27 protein-coding genes are annotated in these 24,219 nt (G+C 60.8%); 9 read left to right on the plus strand and 18 right to left on the minus strand.

Features of this window, described 5'->3' with window-relative positions; genetic code table 11:
- Positions 1-14 precede the first annotated feature (14 nt).
- From NVV94_RS23645 to nrdR, 8 genes are all read right to left on the minus strand, one after another.
- On the minus strand, positions 15-518 hold the full coding sequence (locus NVV94_RS23645) for a phosphatidylglycerophosphatase A (protein WP_258444745.1): 504 nt from the start codon (positions 516-518) through the stop codon (positions 15-17).
- Positions 515-1,480, minus strand: coding sequence for a thiamine-phosphate kinase (thiL, locus tag NVV94_RS23650; RefSeq protein ID WP_258447804.1), 966 nt, complete (start codon positions 1,478-1,480; stop codon positions 515-517). The genes NVV94_RS23645 and thiL overlap by 4 nt, the downstream gene beginning before the upstream one ends.
- A gap of 18 nt (positions 1,481-1,498) precedes the next feature.
- The gene (gene nusB / locus NVV94_RS23655; protein ID WP_258444746.1) at positions 1,499-1,999 is read right to left on the minus strand and encodes a transcription antitermination factor NusB; all 501 of its coding nucleotides are present in this window, start codon (positions 1,997-1,999) and stop codon (positions 1,499-1,501) included.
- Entirely contained in the window at positions 1,996-2,472 is a 477-nt protein-coding gene (gene ribE, locus NVV94_RS23660) for a 6,7-dimethyl-8-ribityllumazine synthase (RefSeq protein ID WP_258444747.1), read from the minus strand. The genes nusB and ribE overlap by 4 nt, the downstream gene beginning before the upstream one ends.
- Before the next feature lie 89 nt (positions 2,473-2,561).
- The gene (gene ribBA, locus NVV94_RS23665) at positions 2,562-3,653 is read right to left on the minus strand and encodes a bifunctional 3,4-dihydroxy-2-butanone-4-phosphate synthase/GTP cyclohydrolase II (protein ID WP_258444748.1); all 1,092 of its coding nucleotides are present in this window, start codon (positions 3,651-3,653) and stop codon (positions 2,562-2,564) included.
- An 18-nt stretch (positions 3,654-3,671) separates the two neighbouring features.
- A complete protein-coding gene (locus tag NVV94_RS23670) occupies positions 3,672-4,334 on the minus strand; it encodes a riboflavin synthase (RefSeq protein ID WP_258444749.1) in 663 nt (220 codons plus the stop codon).
- Positions 4,335-4,379: 45 nt separating this feature from the next.
- Positions 4,380-5,516: a bifunctional diaminohydroxyphosphoribosylaminopyrimidine deaminase/5-amino-6-(5-phosphoribosylamino)uracil reductase RibD gene (gene ribD / locus NVV94_RS23675; protein ID WP_258444750.1), complete on the minus strand. Its 1,137-nt coding sequence runs from the start codon at positions 5,514-5,516 to the stop codon at positions 4,380-4,382.
- Between the two features lie 2 nt (positions 5,517-5,518).
- Entirely contained in the window at positions 5,519-5,983 is a 465-nt protein-coding gene (gene nrdR, locus NVV94_RS23680) for a transcriptional regulator NrdR (RefSeq protein ID WP_258444751.1), read from the minus strand.
- A gap of 107 nt (positions 5,984-6,090) precedes the next feature.
- On the opposite strand from nrdR, the gene NVV94_RS23685 reads away from it, so the two are divergent.
- From NVV94_RS23685 to trxA, 3 genes are all read left to right on the plus strand, one after another.
- Positions 6,091-6,540, plus strand: a complete 450-nt coding sequence (locus NVV94_RS23685; RefSeq protein WP_258444752.1) for a YbaY family lipoprotein — start codon at positions 6,091-6,093, stop codon at positions 6,538-6,540.
- Entirely contained in the window at positions 6,540-7,193 is a 654-nt protein-coding gene (locus tag NVV94_RS23690) for a methyltransferase (protein WP_258444753.1), read from the plus strand. The genes NVV94_RS23685 and NVV94_RS23690 overlap by 1 nt, the downstream gene beginning before the upstream one ends.
- Before the next feature lie 152 nt (positions 7,194-7,345).
- Positions 7,346-8,218, plus strand: a complete 873-nt coding sequence (gene trxA / locus NVV94_RS23695; protein WP_258444754.1) for a thioredoxin — start codon at positions 7,346-7,348, stop codon at positions 8,216-8,218.
- A 7-nt stretch (positions 8,219-8,225) separates the two neighbouring features.
- On the opposite strand, the gene NVV94_RS23700 is transcribed toward trxA, so the two are convergent.
- Positions 8,226-8,576 (minus strand): hypothetical protein, encoded by a 351-nt coding sequence (locus NVV94_RS23700; protein ID WP_258444755.1) that lies wholly within the window; start codon positions 8,574-8,576, stop codon positions 8,226-8,228.
- 130 nt (positions 8,577-8,706) lie between these two features.
- On the opposite strand from NVV94_RS23700, the gene NVV94_RS23705 reads away from it, so the two are divergent.
- The 5 genes from NVV94_RS23705 (at position 8,707) to NVV94_RS23725 (ending at position 12,640) form a co-directional block, all read left to right on the plus strand.
- A complete protein-coding gene (locus tag NVV94_RS23705) occupies positions 8,707-9,270 on the plus strand; it encodes a DUF2796 domain-containing protein (protein ID WP_258444756.1) in 564 nt (187 codons plus the stop codon).
- A 50-nt stretch (positions 9,271-9,320) separates the two neighbouring features.
- Positions 9,321-10,040, plus strand: coding sequence for an ABC transporter ATP-binding protein (locus tag NVV94_RS23710; protein WP_258444757.1), 720 nt, complete (start codon positions 9,321-9,323; stop codon positions 10,038-10,040).
- Positions 10,040-11,305: an ABC transporter permease gene (locus NVV94_RS23715; RefSeq protein ID WP_258444759.1), complete on the plus strand. Its 1,266-nt coding sequence runs from the start codon at positions 10,040-10,042 to the stop codon at positions 11,303-11,305. Before NVV94_RS23710 ends, NVV94_RS23715 begins: the two co-directional genes overlap by 1 nt.
- Positions 11,302-11,832 (plus strand): DUF3299 domain-containing protein, encoded by a 531-nt coding sequence (locus NVV94_RS23720; RefSeq protein ID WP_258444760.1) that lies wholly within the window; start codon positions 11,302-11,304, stop codon positions 11,830-11,832. Before NVV94_RS23715 ends, NVV94_RS23720 begins: the two co-directional genes overlap by 4 nt.
- Before the next feature lie 109 nt (positions 11,833-11,941).
- Positions 11,942-12,640 (plus strand): OmpW family protein, encoded by a 699-nt coding sequence (locus NVV94_RS23725; RefSeq protein WP_258444761.1) that lies wholly within the window; start codon positions 11,942-11,944, stop codon positions 12,638-12,640.
- A 45-nt stretch (positions 12,641-12,685) separates the two neighbouring features.
- Here the strand turns inward: NVV94_RS23725 and NVV94_RS23730 are convergent, their stop codons facing one another.
- From NVV94_RS23730 to NVV94_RS23745, 4 genes are all read right to left on the minus strand, one after another.
- Positions 12,686-13,615, minus strand: coding sequence for an NAD-dependent epimerase/dehydratase family protein (locus tag NVV94_RS23730; protein WP_258444762.1), 930 nt, complete (start codon positions 13,613-13,615; stop codon positions 12,686-12,688).
- Positions 13,608-14,492, minus strand: a complete 885-nt coding sequence (locus tag NVV94_RS23735; protein ID WP_258444763.1) for an NAD(P)-dependent oxidoreductase — start codon at positions 14,490-14,492, stop codon at positions 13,608-13,610. The genes NVV94_RS23730 and NVV94_RS23735 overlap by 8 nt, the downstream gene beginning before the upstream one ends.
- Before the next feature lie 443 nt (positions 14,493-14,935).
- Positions 14,936-15,454, minus strand: a complete 519-nt coding sequence (locus NVV94_RS23740; protein ID WP_258444764.1) for a single-stranded DNA-binding protein — start codon at positions 15,452-15,454, stop codon at positions 14,936-14,938.
- Between the two features lie 9 nt (positions 15,455-15,463).
- Positions 15,464-16,858: an MFS transporter gene (locus NVV94_RS23745; protein ID WP_258444765.1), complete on the minus strand. Its 1,395-nt coding sequence runs from the start codon at positions 16,856-16,858 to the stop codon at positions 15,464-15,466.
- Positions 16,859-16,987: 129 nt separating this feature from the next.
- Between NVV94_RS23745 and uvrA the strand changes: the two genes are divergently transcribed.
- The gene (gene uvrA / locus NVV94_RS23750; RefSeq protein WP_258444766.1) at positions 16,988-19,822 is read left to right on the plus strand and encodes an excinuclease ABC subunit UvrA; all 2,835 of its coding nucleotides are present in this window, start codon (positions 16,988-16,990) and stop codon (positions 19,820-19,822) included.
- Between the two features lie 73 nt (positions 19,823-19,895).
- Here uvrA and bfr read toward each other — a convergent pair whose 3' ends face one another.
- The 5 genes from bfr to rpsD all read right to left on the minus strand — a co-directional run bounded on the left by bfr (position 19,896) and on the right by rpsD (position 24,212).
- Positions 19,896-20,360: a bacterioferritin gene (bfr, locus tag NVV94_RS23755; protein WP_258444767.1), complete on the minus strand. Its 465-nt coding sequence runs from the start codon at positions 20,358-20,360 to the stop codon at positions 19,896-19,898.
- A gap of 155 nt (positions 20,361-20,515) precedes the next feature.
- Positions 20,516-21,961, minus strand: a complete 1,446-nt coding sequence (locus tag NVV94_RS23760) for a catalase (RefSeq protein WP_258444768.1) — start codon at positions 21,959-21,961, stop codon at positions 20,516-20,518.
- A 178-nt stretch (positions 21,962-22,139) separates the two neighbouring features.
- Complete coding sequence (rplQ, locus tag NVV94_RS23765; RefSeq protein WP_065759195.1) at positions 22,140-22,526, minus strand: 50S ribosomal protein L17; 387 nt, start codon at positions 22,524-22,526, stop codon at positions 22,140-22,142.
- 41 nt (positions 22,527-22,567) lie between these two features.
- Entirely contained in the window at positions 22,568-23,569 is a 1,002-nt protein-coding gene (locus NVV94_RS23770; protein WP_003186012.1) for a DNA-directed RNA polymerase subunit alpha, read from the minus strand.
- 22 nt (positions 23,570-23,591) lie between these two features.
- Positions 23,592-24,212 carry a 30S ribosomal protein S4 gene (gene rpsD, locus NVV94_RS23775; RefSeq protein WP_258444769.1) on the minus strand — a complete coding sequence of 207 codons (621 nt, stop codon included), beginning with the start codon at positions 24,210-24,212 and terminating at the stop codon, positions 23,592-23,594.
- Positions 24,213-24,219 lie beyond the last annotated feature (7 nt).

Here is a 24,219-nt window from a genome sequence, read left to right on the forward strand (position 1 = left end):
TCCCTTGCCTCCCTTTAAGTGAAGCTCCATACGAGACCTTGCATGGCCAGCCAGGCAAAGACTCCGGCCAGCACATCATCAAGCATAATCCCGACGCCGCCGTGGACGTGCCTGTCAATCCAGTGTATCGGCCAGGGTTTGAGAATATCGAAGAAGCGAAACGCCAAAAAACCCGCCAGCAACCAATACCAGCCTTCCGGCACCAGCCAGAGGGTTATCCACATGCCGACCATTTCGTCCCAGACGATGCCTTCGTGGTCATGCACCCGCAAATCGTCGGCGACCTTGCCGCACAGCCAGAAGCCGAACAGCATCGTCACCCCGAGCATCAACCAGTAGCCCCAGTCGGGCAACATCTGCCACAGCGGGATGAATGGCAGCGCCACCAACGAACCCCAAGTGCCAGGGGCCTTGGGCAGGGTCCCTGAACCGAAGCCAAAGGCGAGGAAATGCCAGGGATTGTGCCAGACCGAAGGCGGAATATTCTCCGCAGGGACCTGGTTGGGGTGGTCTGTCACGGTGTCTCCCGAAAATGTTGATAACCCCGGGTCACCGGGGTGATGTCCTTGCCATCGCGATCATGCAGGGTAACCCCCTGCCCCTCGAGCACTTTGCCGATCACCGTGATCGGCAAGCCGGCTTCGAGCAGACCGGGCAACTCGGCGGCAGGCAAGGTGAAGGCCAGGATGTAATCGTCGCCGCCGGCCAAGGCTGCCTTTTGTGCCTGCGCAGGATCGAGAAAAGCCTGCAACGCCGCAGACAGAGGGACTTTGTCCAGCTCAACCTGCAGGGCAACCTTCGAAGCGAGCGCGATATGCCCGCAATCGGCCAGCAGCCCGTCCGAGATATCCAGTGCCGCCGTAGCCTTGCCGCGCAGGCTCTGGCCCAAAGCCAATTGTGGCGACGGCGACCAATAACGGGCCAGCAACGGCTCGGCGATCGCCGGTTCAGCGCTGCGCTCACCCAACACCAGGGGCAAGGCCCCGGCCGCATCACCCAGCGCCCCACCTACACACAGCAGATCGCCTGGTTGCGCGCCTGCCCGGGTCAACGCCTTGCCGGCCGGCACGCTGCCGAACACAGTGACGGTCAGGCTCAAGGGACCACGGGTGGTGTCGCCGCCGATCAGACTCAAGCGGCAATGCTGGGCCATCTGGTTCAAACCGCGGGCATAGGCTTGCAACCAATCGGCAGTCACCGTCGGCAAGGTCAGAGCAAGGGTAAACGCGATGGGGGTGGCGCCCATGGCAGCCAGATCGCTGGCGGCGACGGCAAGGGAGCGTTGCCCGAGGAGAAAGGGGTCGCTGTCGTCGGGGAAATGCACCCCGGCAACCAGCGTGTCGGTGGAAATCGCCAGCTGTTCACCAGCAGCGACCGCCAACAAGGCGCAGTCGTCACCAATACCCAGCGCGACGCCCTCGCCCGCCTGCGCACAAGGCGCAGCGGCGAAGTAGTGTCGGATCAGCTCAAACTCGCCCATTGGCAGCAAGCGCAACGATCAGCGCTTTTGGGCCCGCACTTCGGCTTCGCGAAGCCGCGGCGCCAGTTTGTCCAATACGCCATTGACGAACTTGTGGCCATCGGTGGAACCATAGACCTTGGCCAGCTCGATACCTTCGTTGATCACAACGCGGTAAGGCACGTCGACGCGCTTGAGCAATTCCCAGGTGGACAGGCGCAGGACGGCCAGTTCAACCGGATCGAGCTCTTCGATGGTGATGTCCATGCACGGTGCGAGCGCAGCGTCGATTTCAGCCTTGTGGGCCGGAACGCCGTGCAGGATCTCGCGGAAGTACGCACCATCGATGTCGCTGAAATCGTTGTCGACCCGAAACTGCGCTTCGATCTCGTTCAGCGAATGCTTGGCCATATGCCATTGATACAGGGCCTGCGTCGCAAGCTGACGAGCTTCGCGGCGCTTGGCGCTCCTGGATGGCTTGCCGGCGTCCGCCGGCTTTGGATCGCGCGGGTTGAAACGATCGCTTTCGTCGCTAATCACTTGGCCTCCAACTGCGCCAGCAGGCTGACCATTTCCAGAGCGGACAGCGCGGCTTCAGCACCTTTGTTGCCGGCCTTGGTGCCGGAGCGTTCGATGGCCTGTTCGATCGAGTCGACGGTCAGGACGCCGAAGGAGACCGGTATGCCGAACTCCATCGAGACCTGGGCCAGGCCTTTGGTGCACTCGCCCGCCACGTATTCGAAATGCGGGGTTCCGCCACGAATGACCGCGCCCAGCGCGATGATCGCAGCGTATTCGCTTTGCTGGGCGACCTTCTGTGCCACCAGCGGAATTTCGAACGCGCCGGGAGCACGGATGATGGTGATGTCGCTTTCGCTCACGCCATGGCGAACCAGGGCATCAACGGCACCGCTTACCAGGCTTTCGACGACGAAGCTGTTGAAGCGGCCAACCACCAAAGCATAGCGACCTTTGGGGGCAATGAAGGTACCTTCGATGGTCTTCAGGGTCATTCAGGAATTCTCATCTTAAAGAGCCAGGCCGCCCGGATGCGGCCTGCAGGAGTTTGGGTCACGAATTTCAGCCAGGAAACATGCTGTCTTTATTCGGAGGGCACGTATTCTACAACTTCCAGATCGAATCCGGATATCGCATTGAACTTCATTGGCGAACTCATCAGGCGCATTTTGCGCACCCCGAGGTCGCGCAGGATCTGCGAACCGGCACCGACGGTGCTGTAGGTGGTCGGGGATTTCACCGTCGTGCTCTCGGCGCTTTCGCGAATGTGCGCCAGCAGGACGTCTCCATCCAGCGGATGCCCCAGCAGCAGCACCACGCCGCTGCCCGCCTCGGCCACGGCGCTCATGGCCGCACGCAGGCTCCAGCGGCCCGGTTGCTTGACCATCAGCAGGTCGCGCAGCGGGTCCATGTTGTGCACTCGCACCAGGGTCGGCTCTTCGGCGCAGATGTTGCCCAGGGTCAGGGCCATGTGCACGTCGCCTTCGACCGAATCACGGTAGGTCACCAGGTTGAACTGGCCCAGCTCGCTGTCCAGTGGCTGCTCGGCAATCCGCTGAACGGTACGTTCGTGGATCATCCGATAGTGAATCAGGTCGGCGATGGTGCCGATCTTGATGCCGTGTTCGGCGGCGAAGGTTTCAAGCTCAGCGCGACGCGACATGGTGCCGTCATCGTTCATCACTTCGCAGATCACGCCGCTGGGCTCGAAACCGGCCATGCGCGCCAGGTCGCAGGCAGCTTCGGTGTGGCCGGCGCGAGCCAGGGTGCCACCGGCCTGGGCCATCAGCGGGAAAATATGACCAGGGCTGACGATGTCTTCGGCCTTGGCGTCCCGGGCAGCGGCGGCCTGCACGGTACGGGCGCGGTCGGCGGCGGAAATGCCGGTGGTGACGCCGGTGGCTGCCTCGATCGAGACGGTGAACTTGGTACCGAAGCCCGAACCGTTGCGTGGTGCCATCAGCGGCAGCTTGAGCAGCTCGCAGCGGTCGCGGGTCATGGGCATGCAGATCAGGCCACGGGCGTGCTTGGCCATGAAGTTGATGTGCTCGGCCTTGCAGCATTCGGCGGCCATGATCAGGTCGCCTTCGTTCTCACGGTCTTCGTCATCCATCAGGATGACCATCTTGCCTTGGCGAATGTCTTCAACCAGTTCTTCGATGCTGTTGAGCGCCACGCGGCACCCCCTTTCAATTCAGGATTTGAGGTAGCCGTTGGCGGCCAGGAAACTTTCGGTAATGCCACCCTGGGCAGGTTCGGCAGCCTTGTCACCGAGCAGCAGGCGCTCCAGGTAACGGGCCAGCAGGTCCACTTCCAGATTGACCCGGCGACCCGGACGGTAGTCGGCCATGATGGTCTCGGCCAGGGTGTGCGGCACGATGGTCAGCTCGAACTCGGCGCCATCGACCGCATTCACGGTCAGGCTGGTGCCATCGACGGTGATCGAGCCTTTGTGCGCGATGTATTTGGCCAGCTCCTTGGGTGCACGGATGCGGAACTGGATGGCACGGGCATTTTCATTGCGCGCAACCACTTCACCAACACCATCGACATGGCCGCTGACCAGGTGACCGCCCAGGCGAGTGGTGGGGGTCAGGGCTTTTTCCAGGTTGACCCGGCTGCCGCTCTTGAGATCGGAGAACGCCGTGCAATCGAGGGTTTCGCGGCTCACATCAGCCCAGAAGCCATCGCCCGGCAGTTCCACCGCTGTCAGGCAGACGCCATTGACCGCAATACTGTCGCCCAGCTTGACGTCGCCCAGGTCGAGTTTGCCCGTCGCTACATAAACCCGTACATCGCCGCCTTTGGGGGTCAATGAACGGATGCTGCCGATGGATTCGATAATGCCGGTAAACATGGGTCCTCCTCGAGAACAGGGCTGGCGCTGGGCGCAAGCCTGGAATTATACGCTGAGCGCTGGTGCAGGGATGGCCGTGACTTGCCAATCATCGCCAACCGCGCGCATTTCAATGATTTTCAGTGTGGGCGCTTCGCTCATCCGTGCCATCGGCCATTCGAACAAGGGCCGTGCAGTGGAACCGAGGAACTTGCCGGCGATGAACAACCGGTATTCATCGACCAGCCCCTGACGCGCGAAAGCTCCGGCCAGACGAGGGCCCGCCTCGACCAGCACTTCGTTGACGCCGCGCCCGGCCAGTTCGGCCAGCAGCTTGCGCAGATCGACCTGGCCATCGCTGCCCGGCATCGCCAGCAGTTCCAGCCCGGCCTGCTCATAGCGCTCACGCGCCTGGGCTGCGGCGCGGGTCACCACCAGCGCGGGGCCGGCCTGAAAGAACGGTGCGTCGAGCGGCGCCCGCAGTCGCCCGTCGATCAGCACCCGCAAGGGCGGCCGGGCCAGCGCCAGGGCAGCCAGTTCCGGCTCGAGCCCCAGCTCATCGGCACGCACGGTCATGCGGGCGTTGTCGGCGATAACGCTTTGGGCGCTGGTCAGGACCACGCTGGAGCGCGCCCGCAGCCGCTGTACCGCAGAGCGTGCCGCCGGGCCGGTAATCCACTGGCTTTCGCCGCTGGCCATCGCGGTACGCCCATCCAGGCTCATCGCCAGCTTGACCCGCACATACGGCAGGCCCTGCTCCATGCGCTTGATGAACCCCGGGTTCAGCGCCCGCGCTTCGTCTTCCAGCACGCCGCTGGAGACTTGAATACCAGCCTGGGCCAACCGCAACAGGCCACGACCGGCGACTTCCGGGTTGGGATCCTGCATGGCGGCCACCACGCGGGCGACGCCAGCCGTGACCAAGGCGTCGGCACAGGGCGGAGTCCGGCCATGATGGCTGCAGGGCTCAAGGGTCACATAGGCCGTCGCGCCAAGGGACTGTTCACCGGCCTGGCGCAGCGCGTTCACCTCGGCATGCGGTTCGCCGGCGCGTACGTGCCAGCCTTCGCCCACCACCTGGCCGTCGCGCACGATCACGCAGCCGACCCGCGGGTTAGGGTGGGTCGAATAGAGGCCCTTGCGCGCCAGTTCCAGGGCACGCGCCATGTAGTGGGCGTCAAGCACGCTTTGCTCTGCTGGCATAGTCACTCTTTGGCCGGCTCACGGGCCAGGCGGTCGATTTCTTCACGGAATTCGTCGAGGTCCTGGAAGCGCCGGTAAACCGAAGCGAAACGGATATAGGCGACTTCATCGAGCTTCTGCAGCTCGGCCATCACCAATTCGCCCACGACCAGGGATTTGACTTCACGCTCGCCGGTTGCGCGCAGCTTGTGCCTGATGTGCGCCAGCGCCTCTTCCAGTCGCTCGACGCTGACCGGGCGCTTCTCCAGCGCACGCTGCATACCGGCGCGCAGTTTTTCTTCGTCGAACGGCTGACGGCTGCCGTCCTGTTTGATAAGACGCGGCAATACCAACTCGGCCGTCTCAAAGGTCGTGAAACGCTCGCCGCAGGCCAGGCATTCGCGGCGGCGGCGTACTTGCTCGCCCTCGGCGACCAGTCGCGAGTCGATGACCTTGGTGTCGTTGGCACCGCAGAAGGGACAGTGCATGGTGGCAGGCAACAAAAAAAGGGAGGGCCATGGTAGCGCATCCCACTGGCAAGACAAGCCAAAGGGGTTACCATCGGCGCAGGAAAAATTCCCCCTGGGAGATATCAATGTCATTTCGAGCGCTCCTACTGCTCGGTTTCGCCAGCCTGCTCGTTGCCTGCAGCAGTAGCGCACCCAAGCCCGACACGTCAAAACCGGTGGTTCAGACAGCACCCAGGGCTACTCCCGACCAGGGGCCACTGCCGGCCCATCAGCGCGAGGTGAGCGGTTCCTTGCTGGGCGTTCCGGCCGGTGCAGAGGTCGAGCTGGCTTTGTTGGTTATTGATGAGCGCAGCCGACCACAACGCCTGCTTGCCAGCAGCAAGCTCAACGGCACCAACCAGCCGCTGCCGTTCCAGCTGCGTTTCAACCCCGAATCCTTTCCCGCCGGGGCGCGCGTCGAGTTGCGCGGCCGTGCCAGCCAGGCCGGGCAATTGATCCTGCACCTGCCTTCGCGGCGCATTACCCAGGCGACGACCCAGGCACTTGGCCCCTTGCGATTTGAAAGGGCCCCTTGATGACAGTCGCGCACCTGCAACAAGCCTTGAGCGAACTGCTCGGCGATGCGCAACTGGTGGTCAGCGAGCTGCCCGAGACGGCGCTGAAGCTGTGGCTGATCGACGCCGAAAACATGGATCGCGCCTTCACTGCCGAAGAGACCCGGCGCATTCTCCACGAACCGCCCTACTGGAGCTTTTGCTGGGCCAGCGGCCTGGCGATGGCCCGCTACCTGGCGCAACAGCCGCATTGGGTCGAGGGCAAGCGCGTGCTGGACTTCGGCGCCGGCTCCGGAGTGGCGGCGATTGCCGCGGCCAAGGCCGGTGCACTGGAGGTCGTGGCCTGCGACCTCGACCCGCTGGCGATCGACGCCTGTCGCGCGAACGCGACGCTTAACGGGGTCGAACTGCAGTACTCGCTGGACTTCTTCGAAGAGGCGGATCGCTTCGACCTGATCCTGGTCGCCGATGTGCTCTACGACCGCGCCAACCTGCCGCTGCTCGATGAGTTTCTCAGCCGTGGCCGCGAAGCGCTGGTGGCCGACTCGCGGGTGCGGGATTTTCAGCATCCGATCTATCGGCGGCTGGAGATGCTCGAGGCCTTTACCTTGCCGGATCTGGCGGAGCCGATGGAGTTTCGTAATGTGAGCCTGTATCACGCGCAGCGTGCTTGAGGGCCTCATCGCTGGCAAGCCAGCTCCTACAAGTCGGTGCAATACTTGTAGGAGCTGGCTTGCCCGCGAAGCGATCCAAAGAACAACACCCGCTTTCAGCCAACCCCACCAGCCTTTATAGTTAAACCATTCAATGCTCACCGAGATACCCCATGAGTCAGGACACGCCGTATATCTTCGACGCCAGCGCTGCCAACTTCGACCAGCTGGTGATTCAGAACTCCTTCCACAAGCCGGTACTGGTGGATTTCTGGGCCGAATGGTGCGCGCCCTGCAAGGCGCTGATGCCGCTGCTACGGCATGTTGCCGAGAGCTATCAGGGTGAACTGCTGCTGGCCAAGGTCGACTGCGAAGCCGAACAGGACATCGTCGCCCGCTTCGGCATCCGCAGCCTGCCGACCGTGGTGCTGTTCAAGGACGGCCAGCCGGTCGACGGCTTTGCCGGCGCACAACCGGAGTCGGCCATCCGCGCCATGCTCGCGCCCCATGTGCAGGCGCCGCCACCGGCAGAAGCCGACCCGCTTGAACAGGCGCAGGCACTGTTCGCCGAAGGGCAGTACGCCCAGGCCGAAGCCATCCTGCAGACCTTGCTGGCAACGGAAAACACCAATGCTGGCGCCCTGATCCTGTACGCCCGCTGCCTGGCTGAGCGTGGCGAGCTGGGTGAAGCCCAGATCGTTCTCGATGCCGTGAAAAGCGACGAGCACAAGGCCGCGCTGGCCGGCGCCAAGGCGCAACTGACCTTCCTGCGCCAGGCCGCTGACCTGCCCGACGCCGCCAGCCTGAAGTCGCGCCTGGCACAAAACCCCGCCGATGACGAAGCGACGTATCAGCTGGCAATCCAGCAATTGGCCCGCCAGCAATATGAGGCGGCACTCGATGCCCTGCTCAAACTGTTCGGGCGCAACCGCACCTACGAAGGCGGCCTGCCGCACAAGACGCTGCTGCAGGTGTTCGAGCTGCTGGGTAATGATCATCCGTTGGTTACGACTTACCGGCGCAAGCTGTTCGCCGCGCTGTATTGATCCGCACTCAATCGACCCAGTGATAAAGCGGCGCATCCGCGCCGCTTTCGACCTTCACCTGCTCACAATGACGCAGACGCACCAGCAGGCGTTTACCGGCTGCCGTGCTTCCCGTCAGCCCTTCGAGCTGTTCCAACAGCTCAGGGCCATTAATCTGCCCCGCCTTGCGCAGCAAATCCCTGGCCGTCTGCCAGAGCGCGTCATCCTGCCGGAGCGGGGCACTGCTCGCCGCCGTTGTGGCGGGCTGGGCCTGCACCTGGTTGCCGAAATGCGCCCCCAGTTGCGCCCAGTCGGCCTGATCGAGCTCAAGTGTCAGGTCAACCGGCAAGTCACCGATGGTTCCACGGATTCGCAACATCGTTCTGCTTCCTCGTATTGGCTGCCTGCATGCTCCCATGGGCCAGCCTCTTCGCCAAGCGCAGTGGCGAAGCGCGAATAAAGTTGTTATAACATTGCACTTTATTTTCAGTACCTCCCCGGAGATTTCCATGCGCCGCCTGTTGCTAATCCTGTCCCTTGCCTTGCTGCCCCTGGCCGCTGCTCACGCCCAGGAAGATCACGATCACGCGCATGATCACGAACACGGCAGCCTGGGGCCCCATGAGCACGGGGTTGCCCACCTCAATGCCGTTCTGGATGACAAGGCACTGGAACTGGAGTTGGAAAGCCCGGCAATGAACCTGGTCGGCTTCGAACATGCCGCCAGCAGCGACGGTGACAAGGCCAGGGTTGCCGCAGCCCGAGCCCACCTGGAGCAACCGCTCGACCTGTTCAATCTTCCAAAGGACGCAGGTTGCAGTGTGGCCAGACAGGAACTGGAAAGCCCACTGTTCGGCGACAAATCGGCAGCCGATGACGATCACGCCGAGCATAGCGAGATCCACGCCCACTATCGGTTCACCTGCACCGCAGCCAATAACTTGAAACACCTGGACCTTTCGCAATTGTTCAAGGCCTTCCCCGCCACCCAGAAAATTCAGGTACAACTGATCGCCCCGAGCGGTCAGCAAGGTGTTGAAGCCACACCAGGCACCGCCACCCTGAAATTCTGACCCCGGCCCCTCTTGCAGCAGATCGGCCAGGGCAACCCGGCCGCCTATTTATGAGCCAAGCACTAATCGAGTTGACTGACCTGGGCTTCTCCTGGCCGGGTCAGGCCCCGCTTCTGGATATTCCGGCCTTGCGTCTTGAACCTGGCGAAACCCTGTTCCTCAAGGGCCCCAGTGGCAGCGGCAAGACCACCCTGCTCGGCCTGCTCGGCGGCGTACAGAGGCCCGACCGCGGCAGCATCCGCCTGTTGGGCCAGGAGCTGACCGCGTTGTCCTTCGCTGCCCGCGATCGCTTCAGGGTCGACCACACCGGCTACATTTTCCAGCAGTTCAACCTGCTGCCGTTTCTTTCGGTTCGAGAAAACGTCGAGCTGCCGTGCCGCTTCTCGCGCCTGCGCGCCCGCCGCGCCGAACAGCGCCATGGCAGCATCGACCAGGCCGCTGCCAGCCTGCTCGCCCATCTGGGGCTCAAGGACCCGGCCCTGCTCGCCCGGCGGGCCGATACCCTGTCAATCGGCCAACAACAGCGGGTCGCCGCCGCACGCGCATTGATCGGCCAGCCGGAATTGGTGATCGCCGACGAGCCGACTTCCGCGCTCGATGCCGACGCCTGCGAGGTATTTATCCGCCTGCTGTTCGCCGAGTGCCGGGAAGCCGGGGCCAGCCTGCTGTTCGTCAGCCATGATCAACGCCTGGCGCCGCTGTTCGACCGCTACCTCTGCTTGTCAGAACTCAATCGAGCAGTGCTTCCTGCTTGCACAGGGGAGGTGTGATGTACCTGTTCCGACTTGCGCTGGCCAGCCTGGCCAACCGCCGCTTCACCGCCTTTCTCACCGCGTTTGCGATTGCCTTGTCGGTATGTCTGCTGCTGGCGGTTGAGCGGGTGCGCACCGAAGCCCGTGCCAGCTTCGCCAGTACCATCAGCGGCACCGACCTGATCGTCGGCGCCCGCTCCGGCTCGGTCAACCTGCTGCTGTACTCGGTCTTTCGTATCGGCAATGCCACCAACAACATCCGCTGGGACAGTTACGAGCATTACGCCAGCAACCCACAGGTCAAATGGGCTATCCCGATTTCCCTGGGCGATTCGCACCGGGGCTACCGGGTAATGGGGACCAACCAGAGCTACTTCGAACACTATCAGTACGGCCACCGGCAGAACTTGCAACTGACCCAGGGCCGGGCTTTTACCGATGATCCATTCGAAGTGGTGCTTGGCGCCGAAGTCGCCGATGCATTGCATTACAAACTGGGCGACAAACTGGTGCTGGCCCACGGCGTGGCCGCTATCAGCCTGGTCAAGCACGACGACAAGCCGTTCACCGTGGTCGGGGTTCTCAAGCGCACCGGCACGCCCGTGGACCGGACGCTGCATATCAGCCTCGGCGGCATGGAGGCGATTCACGTCGACTGGCACAACGGCGTTCCCGCCCGGGGTGCGGGCCGTATCAGCGCCAATCTGGCGCGCAACCTGGACCTCACGCCGACGGCGATCACTGCTTTCATGCTCGGCCTGAACAACAAGATTTCGACCTTTGCCCTGCAGCGCGACATCAATGAGTTTCGCGGCGAACCATTGCTGGCGATTCTGCCTGGCGTGGCCCTGCAGGAGCTCTGGAGCCTGATGGGCACCGCGGAAAAGGCACTGTTCGTGATCTCTCTGTTCGTAGTGCTGACCGGTTTGATCGGCATGCTCACGGCGATACTGACCAGCCTCAATGAGCGCCGACGGGAGATGGCCATCCTGCGCTCCGTCGGCGCCCGCCCTTGGCACATCGCCAGCCTGCTGGTGCTGGAAGCTTTCGCCCTGGCCCTGTCAGGAATCGTCGCGGGGCTCGCGCTGCTTTATCTGGCGATTGCCCTGGCGCAAGGTTACGTCCAGTCGAAATACGGGCTGTACCTGCCGCTGGCATTGCCGAGCGAGTATGAGTGGACCTTGCTGGGGATCATTCTCGGCGCCGCCCTGGTCATGGGCAGCGTACCGGCCTGGCGCGCATACCGGCAGTCACTGGCCGATGGCTTGTCCATTCATCTATGAGGAACTTGAAGATGCTACGCGCAGTGCTGGCGTTATTGCTGCTGGTTGCCCTGCCCCTCTGGGCAGCCGAGCCCCGTCCGCTGGATTGGGCAGAAATGATTCCGCCAGATGCGCCAAAAGTCGCCCCGAAAATGGCGCCTATCCATGACCTCTCGCAGCTGAGCAATGCCCTTGCCGCCGAATCGGCACCCGCCGCCCGGCAGCAATCGCCGGCCGCCCCGGTGGTCAAGGCGCTCGATGGCCAGCAGGTCAAGTTGCCCGGTTACATCGTGCCGCTGGAAGTGAGTGATGAGGGGCGCACCACCGAGTTTCTGTTGGTGCCGTACTACGGCGCCTGCATCCACGTGCCGCCGCCGCCCTCCAACCAGATCGTGCACGTCATCAGCGAGATCGGGGTGAAAATCGAAGAGCTGTATCAACCCTACTGGATCGAGGGGCCGATGCTGGTCAAGGCTTCAAGCAGCGAATTGGCCGAGGCCGGCTATCAGATGGAAGCCGAGAAAATCTACGCCTACGAGCTGCAGTAAGCACACGAATCAGGGCCTTTCGCGGTTTCATTGAGCTGGGTCAAAGCTGGCACATGGGCGCTCTTTACCATTGGACGTAATAAATTTTTAACGCCCTTTGGAGCCTTCCATGCACCAGTCCTTGCTCAGCGCCTCGCTCATCGCCCTGGCGCTCGCAGCCCCGTTCGCCCATGCCCACCAGGCCGGCGATTTCATCATGCGTGCCGGCGCGATAACGACAGCACCCAACGAAGACAGCGGTGAGCTGAAACTCGACGGCGCAAAGATTTCCGGGACCAAGGCCACCCTCGACAGCGACACCCAACTGGGCCTGACATTCGCTTACATGCTGACCGATCACCTGGGTATCGAGCTGCTGGCAGCCACCCCCTTCCAGCACACCGTCGGTGTGCGCGGCATCAGTGCCGCCACCGGCATCGCCGGCCTGGACGGCAAGCTGGCAGACATCAAACAACTGCCCCCCACCCTGTCGCTGCAATACTATCCAATGACGCCGACTTCCAGGTTCCAACCCTATGCAGGTATCGGCATCAACTACACGATGTTCTTCGATGAAGACCTCACCAGTGCCCGCAAGCAGCAAGGCTTCAGCAACCTGAAGGTGCAGGACTCGATAGGCCTGGCCGGCCAGCTTGGCCTGGACTATATGCTGACCGACAACATGCTGGTCAACGCCTCGGTCTGGTATGCCGACATCGACACCAAGGCCACCGTCGACGGGCCGACCGCACTGGGTGTAGGCCGGACCAAAGTCGACGTTGACGTCGATCCATGGGTCTACATGGTCGGTATTGGCTACAAGTTCTAAGCGATCTGTCGGGCGCGGCGAAGGCCTCGCCGCTCCCACTGTGCTTCAGCGGCCCAGCAGATGGGCCAGGCCAACCGTAATCGGCGTCGGCTCAGGGAAAGCGAAACGCTCGAGCAAGCGCTGATTGTTGGCCCGCGAGTGGCGAATGTCGCCAGAGCGCGCTGGTGCATGACTCACGGCCGGCAGACCGCCCAAAACGCTTTCCAGCGCCGCCAGCAACTGCTTCAAGGACGTTGCCTGGTTCAGCCCGACATTGACCGCCCCCTCCTCGACCTGCTGTTTTTCCAGCGCCTGCACCATCACCGCGATCAGATCACCGACGTAGACGAAGTCCCGCGTCTGCTCGCCATCGCCAAACACCGTGATCGGCAAGCCTTTCTGAGCTCGTTCACTGAAGATGCTGATGACCCCGGAATAGGGCGAGGAAGGATCCTGGCGCGGCCCGAAAATGTTGAAGAAGCGGAACACCACCGGCTCCAGGCCATGCTGGCGGCGGTAGAAGTCCAGGTACTGCTCGCTGGCCAGTTTGTCCACCGCATAGGGTGTCAGTGGCGCCTTGGGCGTGTCTTCGACGATGGACTGGCCTTCGCCATTGTTGCCATACACCGCTGCGCTTGAAGCAAACACTACGCGCTTGATTCCGGCCAGGCGCATGGCCTCGCAGACATTCAAGGTGCCGATGAAATTGCTCTGGTGGGTCCTGGCCGGATTCTCCACCGAAGCCTGTACCGACGCCACGGCCGCCAGATGCACCACGGCCCGGCAGCCTGCGGCGGCGCGAGCCACCAGCGCGGCATCGGCGACATCGCCCTCGATCAGTTCGACCTGCGGGTTATCCAGCGGCAGGTTGTTGCGCTTGCCGGTGGACAAGTCATCGAGTACCCGCACGGCGTAACCCTTTTCGAGCAGGGCATCGACCAGATGGGAGCCGATGAAGCCTGCGCCGCCGGTAATCAGAATAGGTTCATCAGCCATGACGATAGAATCTTTCCAATAGAGTCGGAAGACCCGCACGCCAGGCGCGCGGCTTGATACCAAAGGTGTGCAGAATTTTCTTGCAGGCCAGTACCGCATGCTGCGGTTCTTCCGCCGCATCCGGACGTGCCGCATGGGCCTGCGGTGTCGGCGCCTCGACCGCCAGCTTATGCCGGCTGGCCGCTTCAGTCAGGATAGCCTGCCCCAGCACTAGCGGGGTCGTCGCTTCGTTACCCGCGTAATGATAAGTACCCCAGAGCGGTGCGGCACAGTCGAGCTGCTTGAGCACCGAAATAATGACCCGGGCAGCATCATCGACCGGCGTCGGGTTGCCACGTCGATCATCAGCCATCAACAGCTCTTGAGCCTTTTCGGCCAGCGTCAGGAAGCGCCCGAGCACACCCTCGGGGCTGTCATCGAGCAGCCAGCCAAAGCGCAGCAACACATGCTGCGGACAAGTCGCCCGCACGCTTTTCTCCATCCGCCACAAGGCCTGGCCACGCAGGCCCAGGGGGATCGGCTCATCCCTTTCACTGTAGGCCGTGGCCCGGGAACCATCGAAGACCCGGTAGCTGGACGGTTGCACAAGGATGATGTTGTGGTGCTGACAGAGTTCAGCCAGGCGCTCCACCGAGCGCTCCTGTACAGCCAGGCGCGCCTCGCTGACGCTTTCGGCCTGGAACCAGTCGAAATAGTAGGCAAGGTTCACCAGCGCATCGGGGCGGGTGTCATCCAGCAGTTGGGTCAGGCTCGCAGCATTCCAGCCGGTTTCCGGCGGGCGTGGGGCGAGGAAGCCGATGTCTTCCTCGGCTCCGAGGCGAATCAGCGCTTGCCCGAGGGCATTCCCACCACCCAACAGCATCAGGCGCATTCGCATAGAGTCAGCAGGTCCGGTCAGATCTAGAAGGATGAAAACCCTTATTTTGCGGTTTCCGGCGAGTGAAGTCCAACGGCGTGCCAAGCGCCCCGCTACGACGCTTGGCAGAATTTCTTATAAAAATGTAATTGCCGAAACCCTTTCATAACAAGAAAACAAACCACAAATAAAAAGCCCGGCGCATCGAGGAGCATGGGCAGCCGTTCGCCAGAAGGGAAACTCACCTGTTCAATCCGCATCATGCACCTCCTGTTTCTTTACATTCGGTTTAGCCCACCCCCTTTGCTTGTCAAAAGCCGTTTATCTGGTTTTCCCGAGATGCTTTACACAGGCCAAAAAAAAGGCTTCTCAGTCCTTTACAAACTGAGAAGCCATTCTTCTTAAACTGGGTATAAAATCAGCGAGTTATAAAGTTATCTTTACAAAACTGACTTTTATCCGGGCTAGAACGGAATATCGTCATCAAAACTGTCGAAATCCGGTGCCGGCTGCGGCGCTGGCTGCTGCGGAGCAGCTTGACGCGACGCCTGCTGCGGGCGTGGAGCCTGTTGGCGTGGCGCCTGGCTCTGGTTGTAGTTGTTGCCACCTTGTTGTGGCTGCGAACCGTCCTGGTTCTGCGGACGACCGCCAAGCAGCTGCATGGTGCCCTGCATGTCGACAATGATTTCGGTGGTGTAACGCTTGATGCCGTCCTTTTCCCACTCGCGCGTCTGCAGTTTGCCTTCGATGTAGACCTGCGAACCCTTGCGCAGGTATTCACCGGCGATTTCGGCGACCTTGCCGAACATCGACACACGGTGCCACTCGGTGCGCTCGACCTTCTGGCCGGTCTGCTTGTCGGTCCACTGCTCGCTGGTTGCAAGGCTCAAGTTGGTCACTGCGTTACCGTTAGGCAGGTAGCGAACTTCAGGATCCTGGCCGCAAGTGCCGACCAATATGACTTTGTTAACCCCACGGGCCATAACGTTCTCCTAGGCTTCGCACGTCTGGGGCGCCGGATTGACCAGGCTTTCCAGGGACGAACGATCCAATATTTCTGTATCCAATTTGATATAGACGGCGGCTTCATCTGCCACCACCACTGCATCTGTCACACCCGGCACGGCCTTGAGGCGCTCGGTCAAGCCCGCTTCGCGTATCGCCTCGGGCGACAACGGCATACGCAGGCTCGTCACGTAGGGTGGTTCGCGCATAGTAACAGCTATGGCCAGCCATAGGGCACAGAGCCCGGCACAGCCAAGAAATACCACGCTCAATCCACCCTGCTGGAATAACCATCCACCCAGGATGCCACCCACTGCCGCCCCCAGGAACTGGCTGGTGGAATACACCCCCATGGCCGTACCCTTGCCGCCAGCCGGTGAAACCTTGCTGATCAGCGAAGGCAGCGACGCTTCCAGCAGGTTGAAGGCAGTGAAGAAGATCACCGTGCCGACCACCAGTGCCTGCAAGCTGTCGCCGAACTCCCAGAAGAATAGTTCAGCAAGCATCAAGACACAGACCGCACCCAGCAACACGCGTTTCATCTTGCGCTTCTTTTCACCATAAATGATGAAAGGAATCATCCCGAAAAAAGAAATCAGCAAGGCGGTCAGGTAGACCCACCAGTGCTCCTCTTTTGGCAATCCGGCGCGCTCGACCAGCGCCAGCGGCAAGGCGACGAAACTGGCCATCAGAATGGCGTGCAGGACGAAAATCCCGGCATCGAGCCGCAGCAGGTCGGGATGACGCAAGGTCGGCCCCAGTGCCTGGCGGGCGACGCCCGATTCACGGTGTTGCAGATGACTCGGCGCGCGCGGCACGACGAACGCCACCAGTACGATACCGACCAGCGCCAGGCCTGCAGTGGCCAGGAACAATCCGGACAAGCCGAAAGCCCGCGTCAGCAGAGGCCCGATCACCATCGCCACGGCAAAGGACAAGCCGATGGTCATGCCGATCATGGCCATGGCCTTGGTCCGGTGCTGTTCCCGGGTCAGGTCGGACAGCAAAGCCATCACGGCCGCGGAAATCGCTCCGGCACCTTGCAGGATCCGCCCGGCGATCACCCCCCAGATGGTGTCGGCATTGGCCGCAAGAAGACTGCCCAGGGCGAAGACGATCAACCCAAAATAAATCACCGGGCGCCGGCCGATGCGGTCGGAAATGACCCCGAACGGAATTTGCAGGAACGCCTGGGTCAGTCCGTAGGCGCCAATGGCAAGGCCTATCAGCGCTGGCGTGGCGCCGGCCAGGTCCATGCCATAGGTGGCCAGTACCGGCAGCACCATGAACATGCCCAGCATGCGGAACGCGAACACCATGGCCAGACCGCCTGCTGCGCGGGTCTCGCTGCCGCTCATGCGGTCGCTGTAGGGATCTTGCATGGATAAACCTCGTGTGAACCGGCGGCGATTCTACCAGCCCCATCGATTAACGGCATATACGTGACGCTTTGCCGCGTACTGGCCTGGCGCCGTATACTCACTCGTTTACGCCCGCCAAGCGAGGCCGCAGTGGACAAGATCCTGATTCGTGGGGCACGAACCCACAACCTGAAGAATATCGACCTGACCCTGCCACGGGACAAATTGATCGTGATCACCGGGCTGTCCGGTTCCGGCAAGTCCTCGCTGGCATTCGACACCTTGTATGCCGAGGGTCAACGCCGCTATGTGGAGTCGCTCTCGGCCTACGCCCGACAGTTCCTGTCAATGATGGAAAAACCCGACGTCGACACCATCGAAGGGCTGTCTCCGGCGATTTCCATCGAACAGAAATCGACCTCGCACAACCCGCGCTCGACCGTCGGCACCATCACCGAGATCTACGACTACCTGCGCCTGCTCTACGCCCGCGTAGGCACCCCGCGCTGCCCGGATCACGACATCCCGCTGGAAGCCCAGACCGTCAGCCAGATGGTCGATCTGGTATTGGCCCAGCCCGAAGGCAGCAAGCTGATGCTCCTGGCCCCGGTGATTCGCGAGCGTAAAGGCGAACATCTGGCAATCTTCGACGAGCTGCGCGCCCAGGGCTTTGTCCGCGCCCGCATCAATGGCAAGTTGTATGAGCTCGACGAACTGCCCAAGCTGGACAAACAGAAGAAGCACACCATCGAAGTGGTGGTCGATCGCTTCAAGGTTCGCGAAGACCTGCAGCAGCGCCTGGCCGAATCCTTCGAAACCGCGCTGAAGCTGGCCGACGGCATCGCCCTGGTCGGGTCCATGGATGACGAGCCCTTCGAGGAGATGATCTTTTCGGCGCGCTTCGCCTGCCCGATCTGCGGCCACGCCATCAGCGAACTCGAGCCCAAGCTGTTCTCCTTCAACAACCCGGCCGGCGCCTGCCCGACCTGCGATGGTCTGGGGGTCAAGCAGTTCTTCGACATCAAGCGGCTGGTCAACGGCGAGCTGACCCTGGCCGAAGGGGCGATTCGTGGCTGGGACCGACGCAATGTCTATTACTTCCAGATGCTCGGCTCCCTGGCGGCCCATTACGGTTTCAGCCTGGAAGTCCCGTTCAATGAACTGCCTGCCGAGCAGCAGAAGGTCATTCTCAATGGCAGCGGCAAGCAGAACGTCGATTTCCGCTACCTGAACGACCGCGGCGACATCGTCAAGCGCTCGCACCCCTTCGAAGGGATTGTGCCTAACCTGGAGCGCCGCTACCGCGAGACCGAGTCTGCCACCGTGCGCGAAGAGCTGGCCAAGTTCCTCGGCACCCAGCCTTGCCCGGACTGCCGCGGCACACGCCTGCGCCGCGAGGCGCGGCATGTGTGGGTCGGCGAGAAAACCCTGCCTGCCGTTACAGGGCTGCCTATCGGTGATGCCACCGAGTATTTTGGCGGCCTGAAACTGACCGGCCGACGCGGCGAAATTGCCGACAAGATTCTCAAGGAAATCCGCGAGCGCCTGCAGTTTCTGGTCAATGTCGGCCTGGATTACCTGACCCTCGATCGCAGCGCCGACACGCTCTCCGGTGGCGAGGCCCAGCGCATTCGCCTGGCCAGCCAGATCGGTGCGGGCCTGGTCGGGGTCATGTACATCCTCGACGAGCCATCCATCGGTCTGCACCAGCGTGACAACGACCGGCTGCTGGGCACCCTCAATCACCTGCGCGATATCGGCAACACCGTGATCGTGGTGGAGCATGACGAAGACGCCATTCGCATGGCCGACTACGTTGTCGACATCGGTCCAGGCGCCGGCGTGCATGGCGGCCATATCGTCGCAGAGGGTTCGCCGGCCGATGTCATGTCGCACCCGGACTCGCTCACCGGCAAGTACCTTTCCGGGCGCGTGAAGATCGTCGTACCGGCCGAGCGCACGCCACGCAACAAGAAGCTGTCGCTGACGCTCAAGGGTGCGCGTGGCAACAATCTGCAGAACGTCGACCTGGAAATCCCGATCGGCCTGCTGACCTGTGTGACCGGCGTCTCGGGCTCCGGCAAATCGACACTGATCAACAATACCCTGTTCCCGCTCAGCGCCACTGCGCTCAATGGCGCGACCACCCTCGAAGCCGCAGCGCACGACAGTTGTGACGGCCTGCAACACCTGGACAAAGTGGTGGATATCGATCAAAGCCCTATCGGTCGTACGCCACGCTCCAACCCGGCGACCTATACCGGCCTGTTCACTCCGATCCGCGAGCTGTTTGCCGGCGTGCCCGAGTCGCGCTCACGCGGTTATGGCCCGGGGCGGTTCTCCTTCAACGTCAAGGGCGGTCGCTGCGAGGCCTGCCAGGGCGATGGCCTGATCAAGGTCGAGATGCACTTTTTGCCGGACATCTATGTGCCCTGCGACGTGTGCAGGAGCAAGCGCTACAACCGCGAAACCCTGGAAATCAAATACAAGGGCAAGAGCATCCACGAAGTGCTGGAGATGACCATCGAAGAAGCGCGTGAGTTCTTCGACGCGGTGCCAGCCCTGGCTCGCAAGCTCCAGACGTTAATGGATGTAGGGCTTTCCTACATCAAGCTCGGCCAATCGGCTACCACGCTGTCAGGTGGCGAGGCGCAACGGGTCAAGCTGTCCCGCGAGCTGTCCAAGCGCGACACAGGCAAGACCCTGTATATCCTCGACGAGCCGACCACGGGCCTGCACTTCGCCGATATCCAGCAGTTGCTCGATGTATTGCATCGCTTGCGCGACCACGGCAATACCGTGGTGGTGATCGAGCATAATCTGGATGTGATCAAAACGGCGGATTGGCTGGTTGATCTCGGGCCTGAAGGAGGATCGAAAGGCGGTCAGATCATCGCCTGCGGTACGCCGGAAGAAGTGGCCGAGATGAAGCAGTCCTATACCGGGCACTACCTCAAGCCACTGTTGCTGCGCGACAAGGCCTGAACCCAGGACCCGCTCCTACACAGAAACGAAAAAGCCCCTGCCATTTGCGTGACAGGGGCTTTTTTACAGCCGCTTAAAGCTGCGACTGCAGATAATTCTCCAGACCGATCGACTTGATCAGCCCCTGCTGCTTTTCCAACCAGTAGGTGTGGTCTTCTTCAGTGTCTGCCAGCTGTATGCGCAGAATGTCGCGGCTGATGTAGTCCTTGTGCAACTCGCAGAGCTCGATTCCCTTGCACAGCGCAGCACGGACCTTGTACTCCAGGCGCAGGTCACTGGCGAGCATCTCGGGGACCGTGGTGCCGACATCCAGATCGTCCGGGCGCATGCGAGGCGTACCTTCGAGCATGAGAATACGGCGCATCAGGGCATCGGCGTGCTGTGCCTCTTCCTCCATCTCGTGATTGATACGCTCGTAGAGCTTGCTGAAGCCCCAGTCTTCGTACATCCGCGAGTGGATGAAATATTGGTCACGGGCTGCCAGTTCGCCGGTCAGCAACGTGTTGAGGTAATCGATTACGTCTGGGTGACCTTGCATCGCCCTACATCTCCCTGCTTGAAAGTTATAGTTTGAACCAGCTTTGCCAACAGGTCACTCAACATCACGTAGAAAATGCGAAAAAAATCGGCAAACAGAAGTGATTTGCATTGAAAAACCGCCCAAATGAGGGCGGTTCTTCTTATCATTTCGACTTAGCCGTGTTTTGCATCCAGCGCCTTCCTGATGCCTTCACCATAGGCTGGATCTGCCTTGAAGAAATGCTGCAACTGACGCTCAATGACATCCCCGGAGACGCTAACCAATGTCCCGGCAATGTTATCGATCAACAGCGCCTTCTGGTCATCACTCATCAGACGGAACAGCGCACCGGCGTGGCTGTAGTAGTCGATATCTTCACGGTGGTCGTAACGATCGGCCGTACCACTGAGAGCCAATGGAGGTTCAGCATACTGCGGCGCCTGTTTTGGAGCGTCGCTGTAGCTGTTAGGCTCATAGTTAGGTGCAGCACCGGTGCAACCCAAGGCCATGGCACCATCGCGCTGGTAGGTATTGACCGGGCTCCTCGGCGCGTTCACCGGCAGTTGCTGGTGATTGGTACCCACGCGGTAACGGTGCGCATCAGCGTAAGCGAACACACGGCCCTGGAGCATCCGGTCAGGGGAAAGCCCGACACCAGGCACCAAGTTGCTCGGCCCGAACGTAGCCTGCTCTACTTCAGCGAAATAGTTCAGCGGGTTGCGGTTCAATTCAAGCTCGCCGACCTCAATCAATGGGAACTCTTTCTGCGACCAGGTCTTGGTCACATCGAATGGGTTCTCATAATGCGCAGCCGCCTGGGCCTCGGTCATGATCTGGATGCAAACACGCCATTTCGGGAAGTCACCACGCTCAATGGCCTCGAACAAATCGCGCTGGGCGTAATCGGGATCGGTACCCGCGATACGCGCAGCGTCGGCCGGCGACAGGTTTTTGATGCCCTGCCTGGACTTGTAGTGCCATTTGACCCAGTAACGCTCGCCCTGGGCGTTGATCAGGCTGTAGGTGTGGCTACCGAAGCCGTGCATATGACGGTAGCCGTCAGGGATGCCCCGGTCGGAGAACAGGATAGTGAGCTGGTGCAGCGCCTCAGGCGAGTGTGACCAGAAGTCCCACATCATTTGCGCGCTCTTCAGATTGCTCTGGGGCAGACGCTTCTGGGTGTGGATAAAGTCCGGGAATTTCAATGGGTCGCGAATGAAGAACACCGGCGTGTTGTTACCCACGATGTCCCAGTTGCCTTCCTCGGTATAGAACTTCAAGGCAAAACCGCGTGGATCACGCTCGGTGTCAGCCGAGCCGCGCTCACCACCTACCGTGGAGAACCGCAGGAAAGTCGGAGTTTGCTTGCCAACGGACTCGAACAGCTTGGCGCAGGTGTACTGGGTGATGTCTTTGGTAACGGTGAAGGTGCCATAGGCACCCGAGCCCTTGGCATGCACCCGGCGCTCAGGAATATTCTCGCGATTGAAGTGTGCGAGTTTTTCAATGAGATGGAAATCTTCCAGCAAAAGCGGGCCGCGCGGACCAGCCGAACGAGAATTCTGGTTATCGGCCACTGGCGCGCCACTGGCGGTAGTCAGTGTTTTATTCTGGCTCATGATCTGTCTTCCTCTGTCAGACTTTTGTGCTGCCGGCTAATCGGCTGGAAAGTCAGTATTGGCTACAAATATGACATTCACAAATTAATAGACTGACTCAGATCAATAGATTTCTACTAACCATATAGAAACAAAAAACCGGGCGCCAAGGCCCGGTTTTTTGTTTCAGACTGTCGTCTTATTCAGCAGCTTCTACTACGCCACCGACAGGACGATCAACCAACTCGACGTACGCCATAGGCGCGTTGTCGCCAGCGCGGAAACCGCACTTGAGGATACGCAGGTAACCGCCCTGACGGGTGGCATAGCGCTTGCCCAGATCGTTGAACAGCTTACCAACGATGGCTTTCGAACGAGTACGGTCGAAGGCCAGGCGACGGTTAGCTACGCTGTCTTCTTTAGCCAGGGTGATCAGCGGCTCGGCAACGCGGCGCAGTTCCTTGGCTTTCGGCAGGGTAGTTTTGATCAGCTCGTGCTCGAACAGCGACACCGCCATGTTTTGGAACATGGCCTTGCGGTGCGCGCTGGTGCGGCTCAGGTGACGACCACTTTTACGATGACGCATGGTTCATTCCTTACCAAACTTACGTTCGGTGATTACGACGATCAGGCAGTCGCCTTGTCGTCCTTCTTAAGACTTGCAGGCGGCCAGTTGTCGAGGCGCATGCCGAGGGACAGACCGCGGGAGGCCAGAACGTCCTTGATTTCAGTCAAGGATTTCTTGCCCAGGTTCGGAGTCTTCAACAGTTCTACTTCGGTACGCTGAATCAGGTCGCCGATGTAGTAAATGTTTTCCGCCTTAAGGCAGTTAGCCGAACGTACAGTCAGTTCCAGATCGTCAACCGGGCGAAGCAGGATCGGATCGATCTCGTCTTCCTGCTCGACTACCACTGGCTCACTGTCACCCTTGAGGTCGACGAACGCAGCCAACTGCTGTTGCAGGATGGTTGCAGCGCGGCGGATAGCCTCTTCAGGATCCAGAGTACCGTTGGTTTCCAGATCAATAACCAGCTTGTCCAGGTTAGTACGCTGTTCGACACGGGCGTTTTCCACCACGTATGCGATACGACGTACCGGACTGAACGAAGAGTCCAGCTGCAAGCGACCAATGCTGCGGCTTTCGTCTTCATCGCTCTGACGCGAATCGGCCGGTTCATAACCACGACCACGAGCTACGGTGAGCTTCATGTTCAAGGCGCCGTTGGACGCCAGGTTAGCGATTACGTGATCGGGGTTAACGATCTCGACATCATGATCCAGCTGAATATCGGCAGCGGTAACCACCCCCGAACCCTTCTTCGACAAGGTCAGCGTAACTTCGTCACGACCGTGCAGCTTGATAGCCAGACCTTTAAGGTTCAACAGGATTTCAATGACGTCTTCCTGTACACCTTCGATTGCCGAGTACTCATGGAGTACACCGTCAATCTCGGCCTCGACTACTGCACAGCCGGGCATTGAGGACAACAGGATGCGTCGCAGCGCGTTGCCCAGGGTATGGCCGAAACCACGCTCGAGAGGCTCGAGCGTAATCTTGGCGCGGGTTGGACTGACGACCTGCACATCAATGTGGCGGGGCGTCAGGAACTCATTTACCGAAATCTGCATGGATGCACCTATTTTCTAGCCCTTACTTGGAGTAGAGCTCGACAATCAGGCTTTCGTTGATGTCGGCGGACAGGTCACTGCGAGCAGGAACGTTCTTGAAAACGCCCGACTTCTTCTCAGTGTCTACTTCCACCCACTCAACGCGGCCACGCTGGGCGCACAGTTCAAGGGCTTGAACAATGCGCAGCTGGTTCTTCGATTTCTCGCGAACCGCGACCACGTCACCCGGACGAACTTGGTAGGACGGAACGTTTACAGTCTTACCGTTGACGCTGATCGCTTTATGCGAAACCAGCTGACGGGATTCAGCGCGAGTAGCGCCGTAGCCCATACGGTAAACAACGTTGTCCAGACGGCATTCGAGCAGTTGCAGCAGGTTCTCACCAGTAGCGCCTTTCTTGCCGGCAGCTTCTTTGTAGTAACCGCTGAACTGACGCTCGAGAACGCCATAAATACGACGGACCTTCTGCTTTTCACGCAGTTGGGTGCCGTAATCGGATTGGCGACCACGACGCTGGCCGTGGATACCTGGGGCTGCTTCGATGTTGCACTTCGATTCCAGAGCGCGAACGCCGCTTTTCAGGAAAAGATCTGTGCCTTCACGACGAGACAGTTTGCATTTTGGACCAATGTAACGTGCCATTTATCTG

Origin of the sequence: Pseudomonas sp. LS1212 (assembly GCF_024741815.1) — a bacterium.
In the GTDB taxonomy this organism is placed as follows: Bacteria; Pseudomonadota; Gammaproteobacteria; order Pseudomonadales; family Pseudomonadaceae; genus Aquipseudomonas.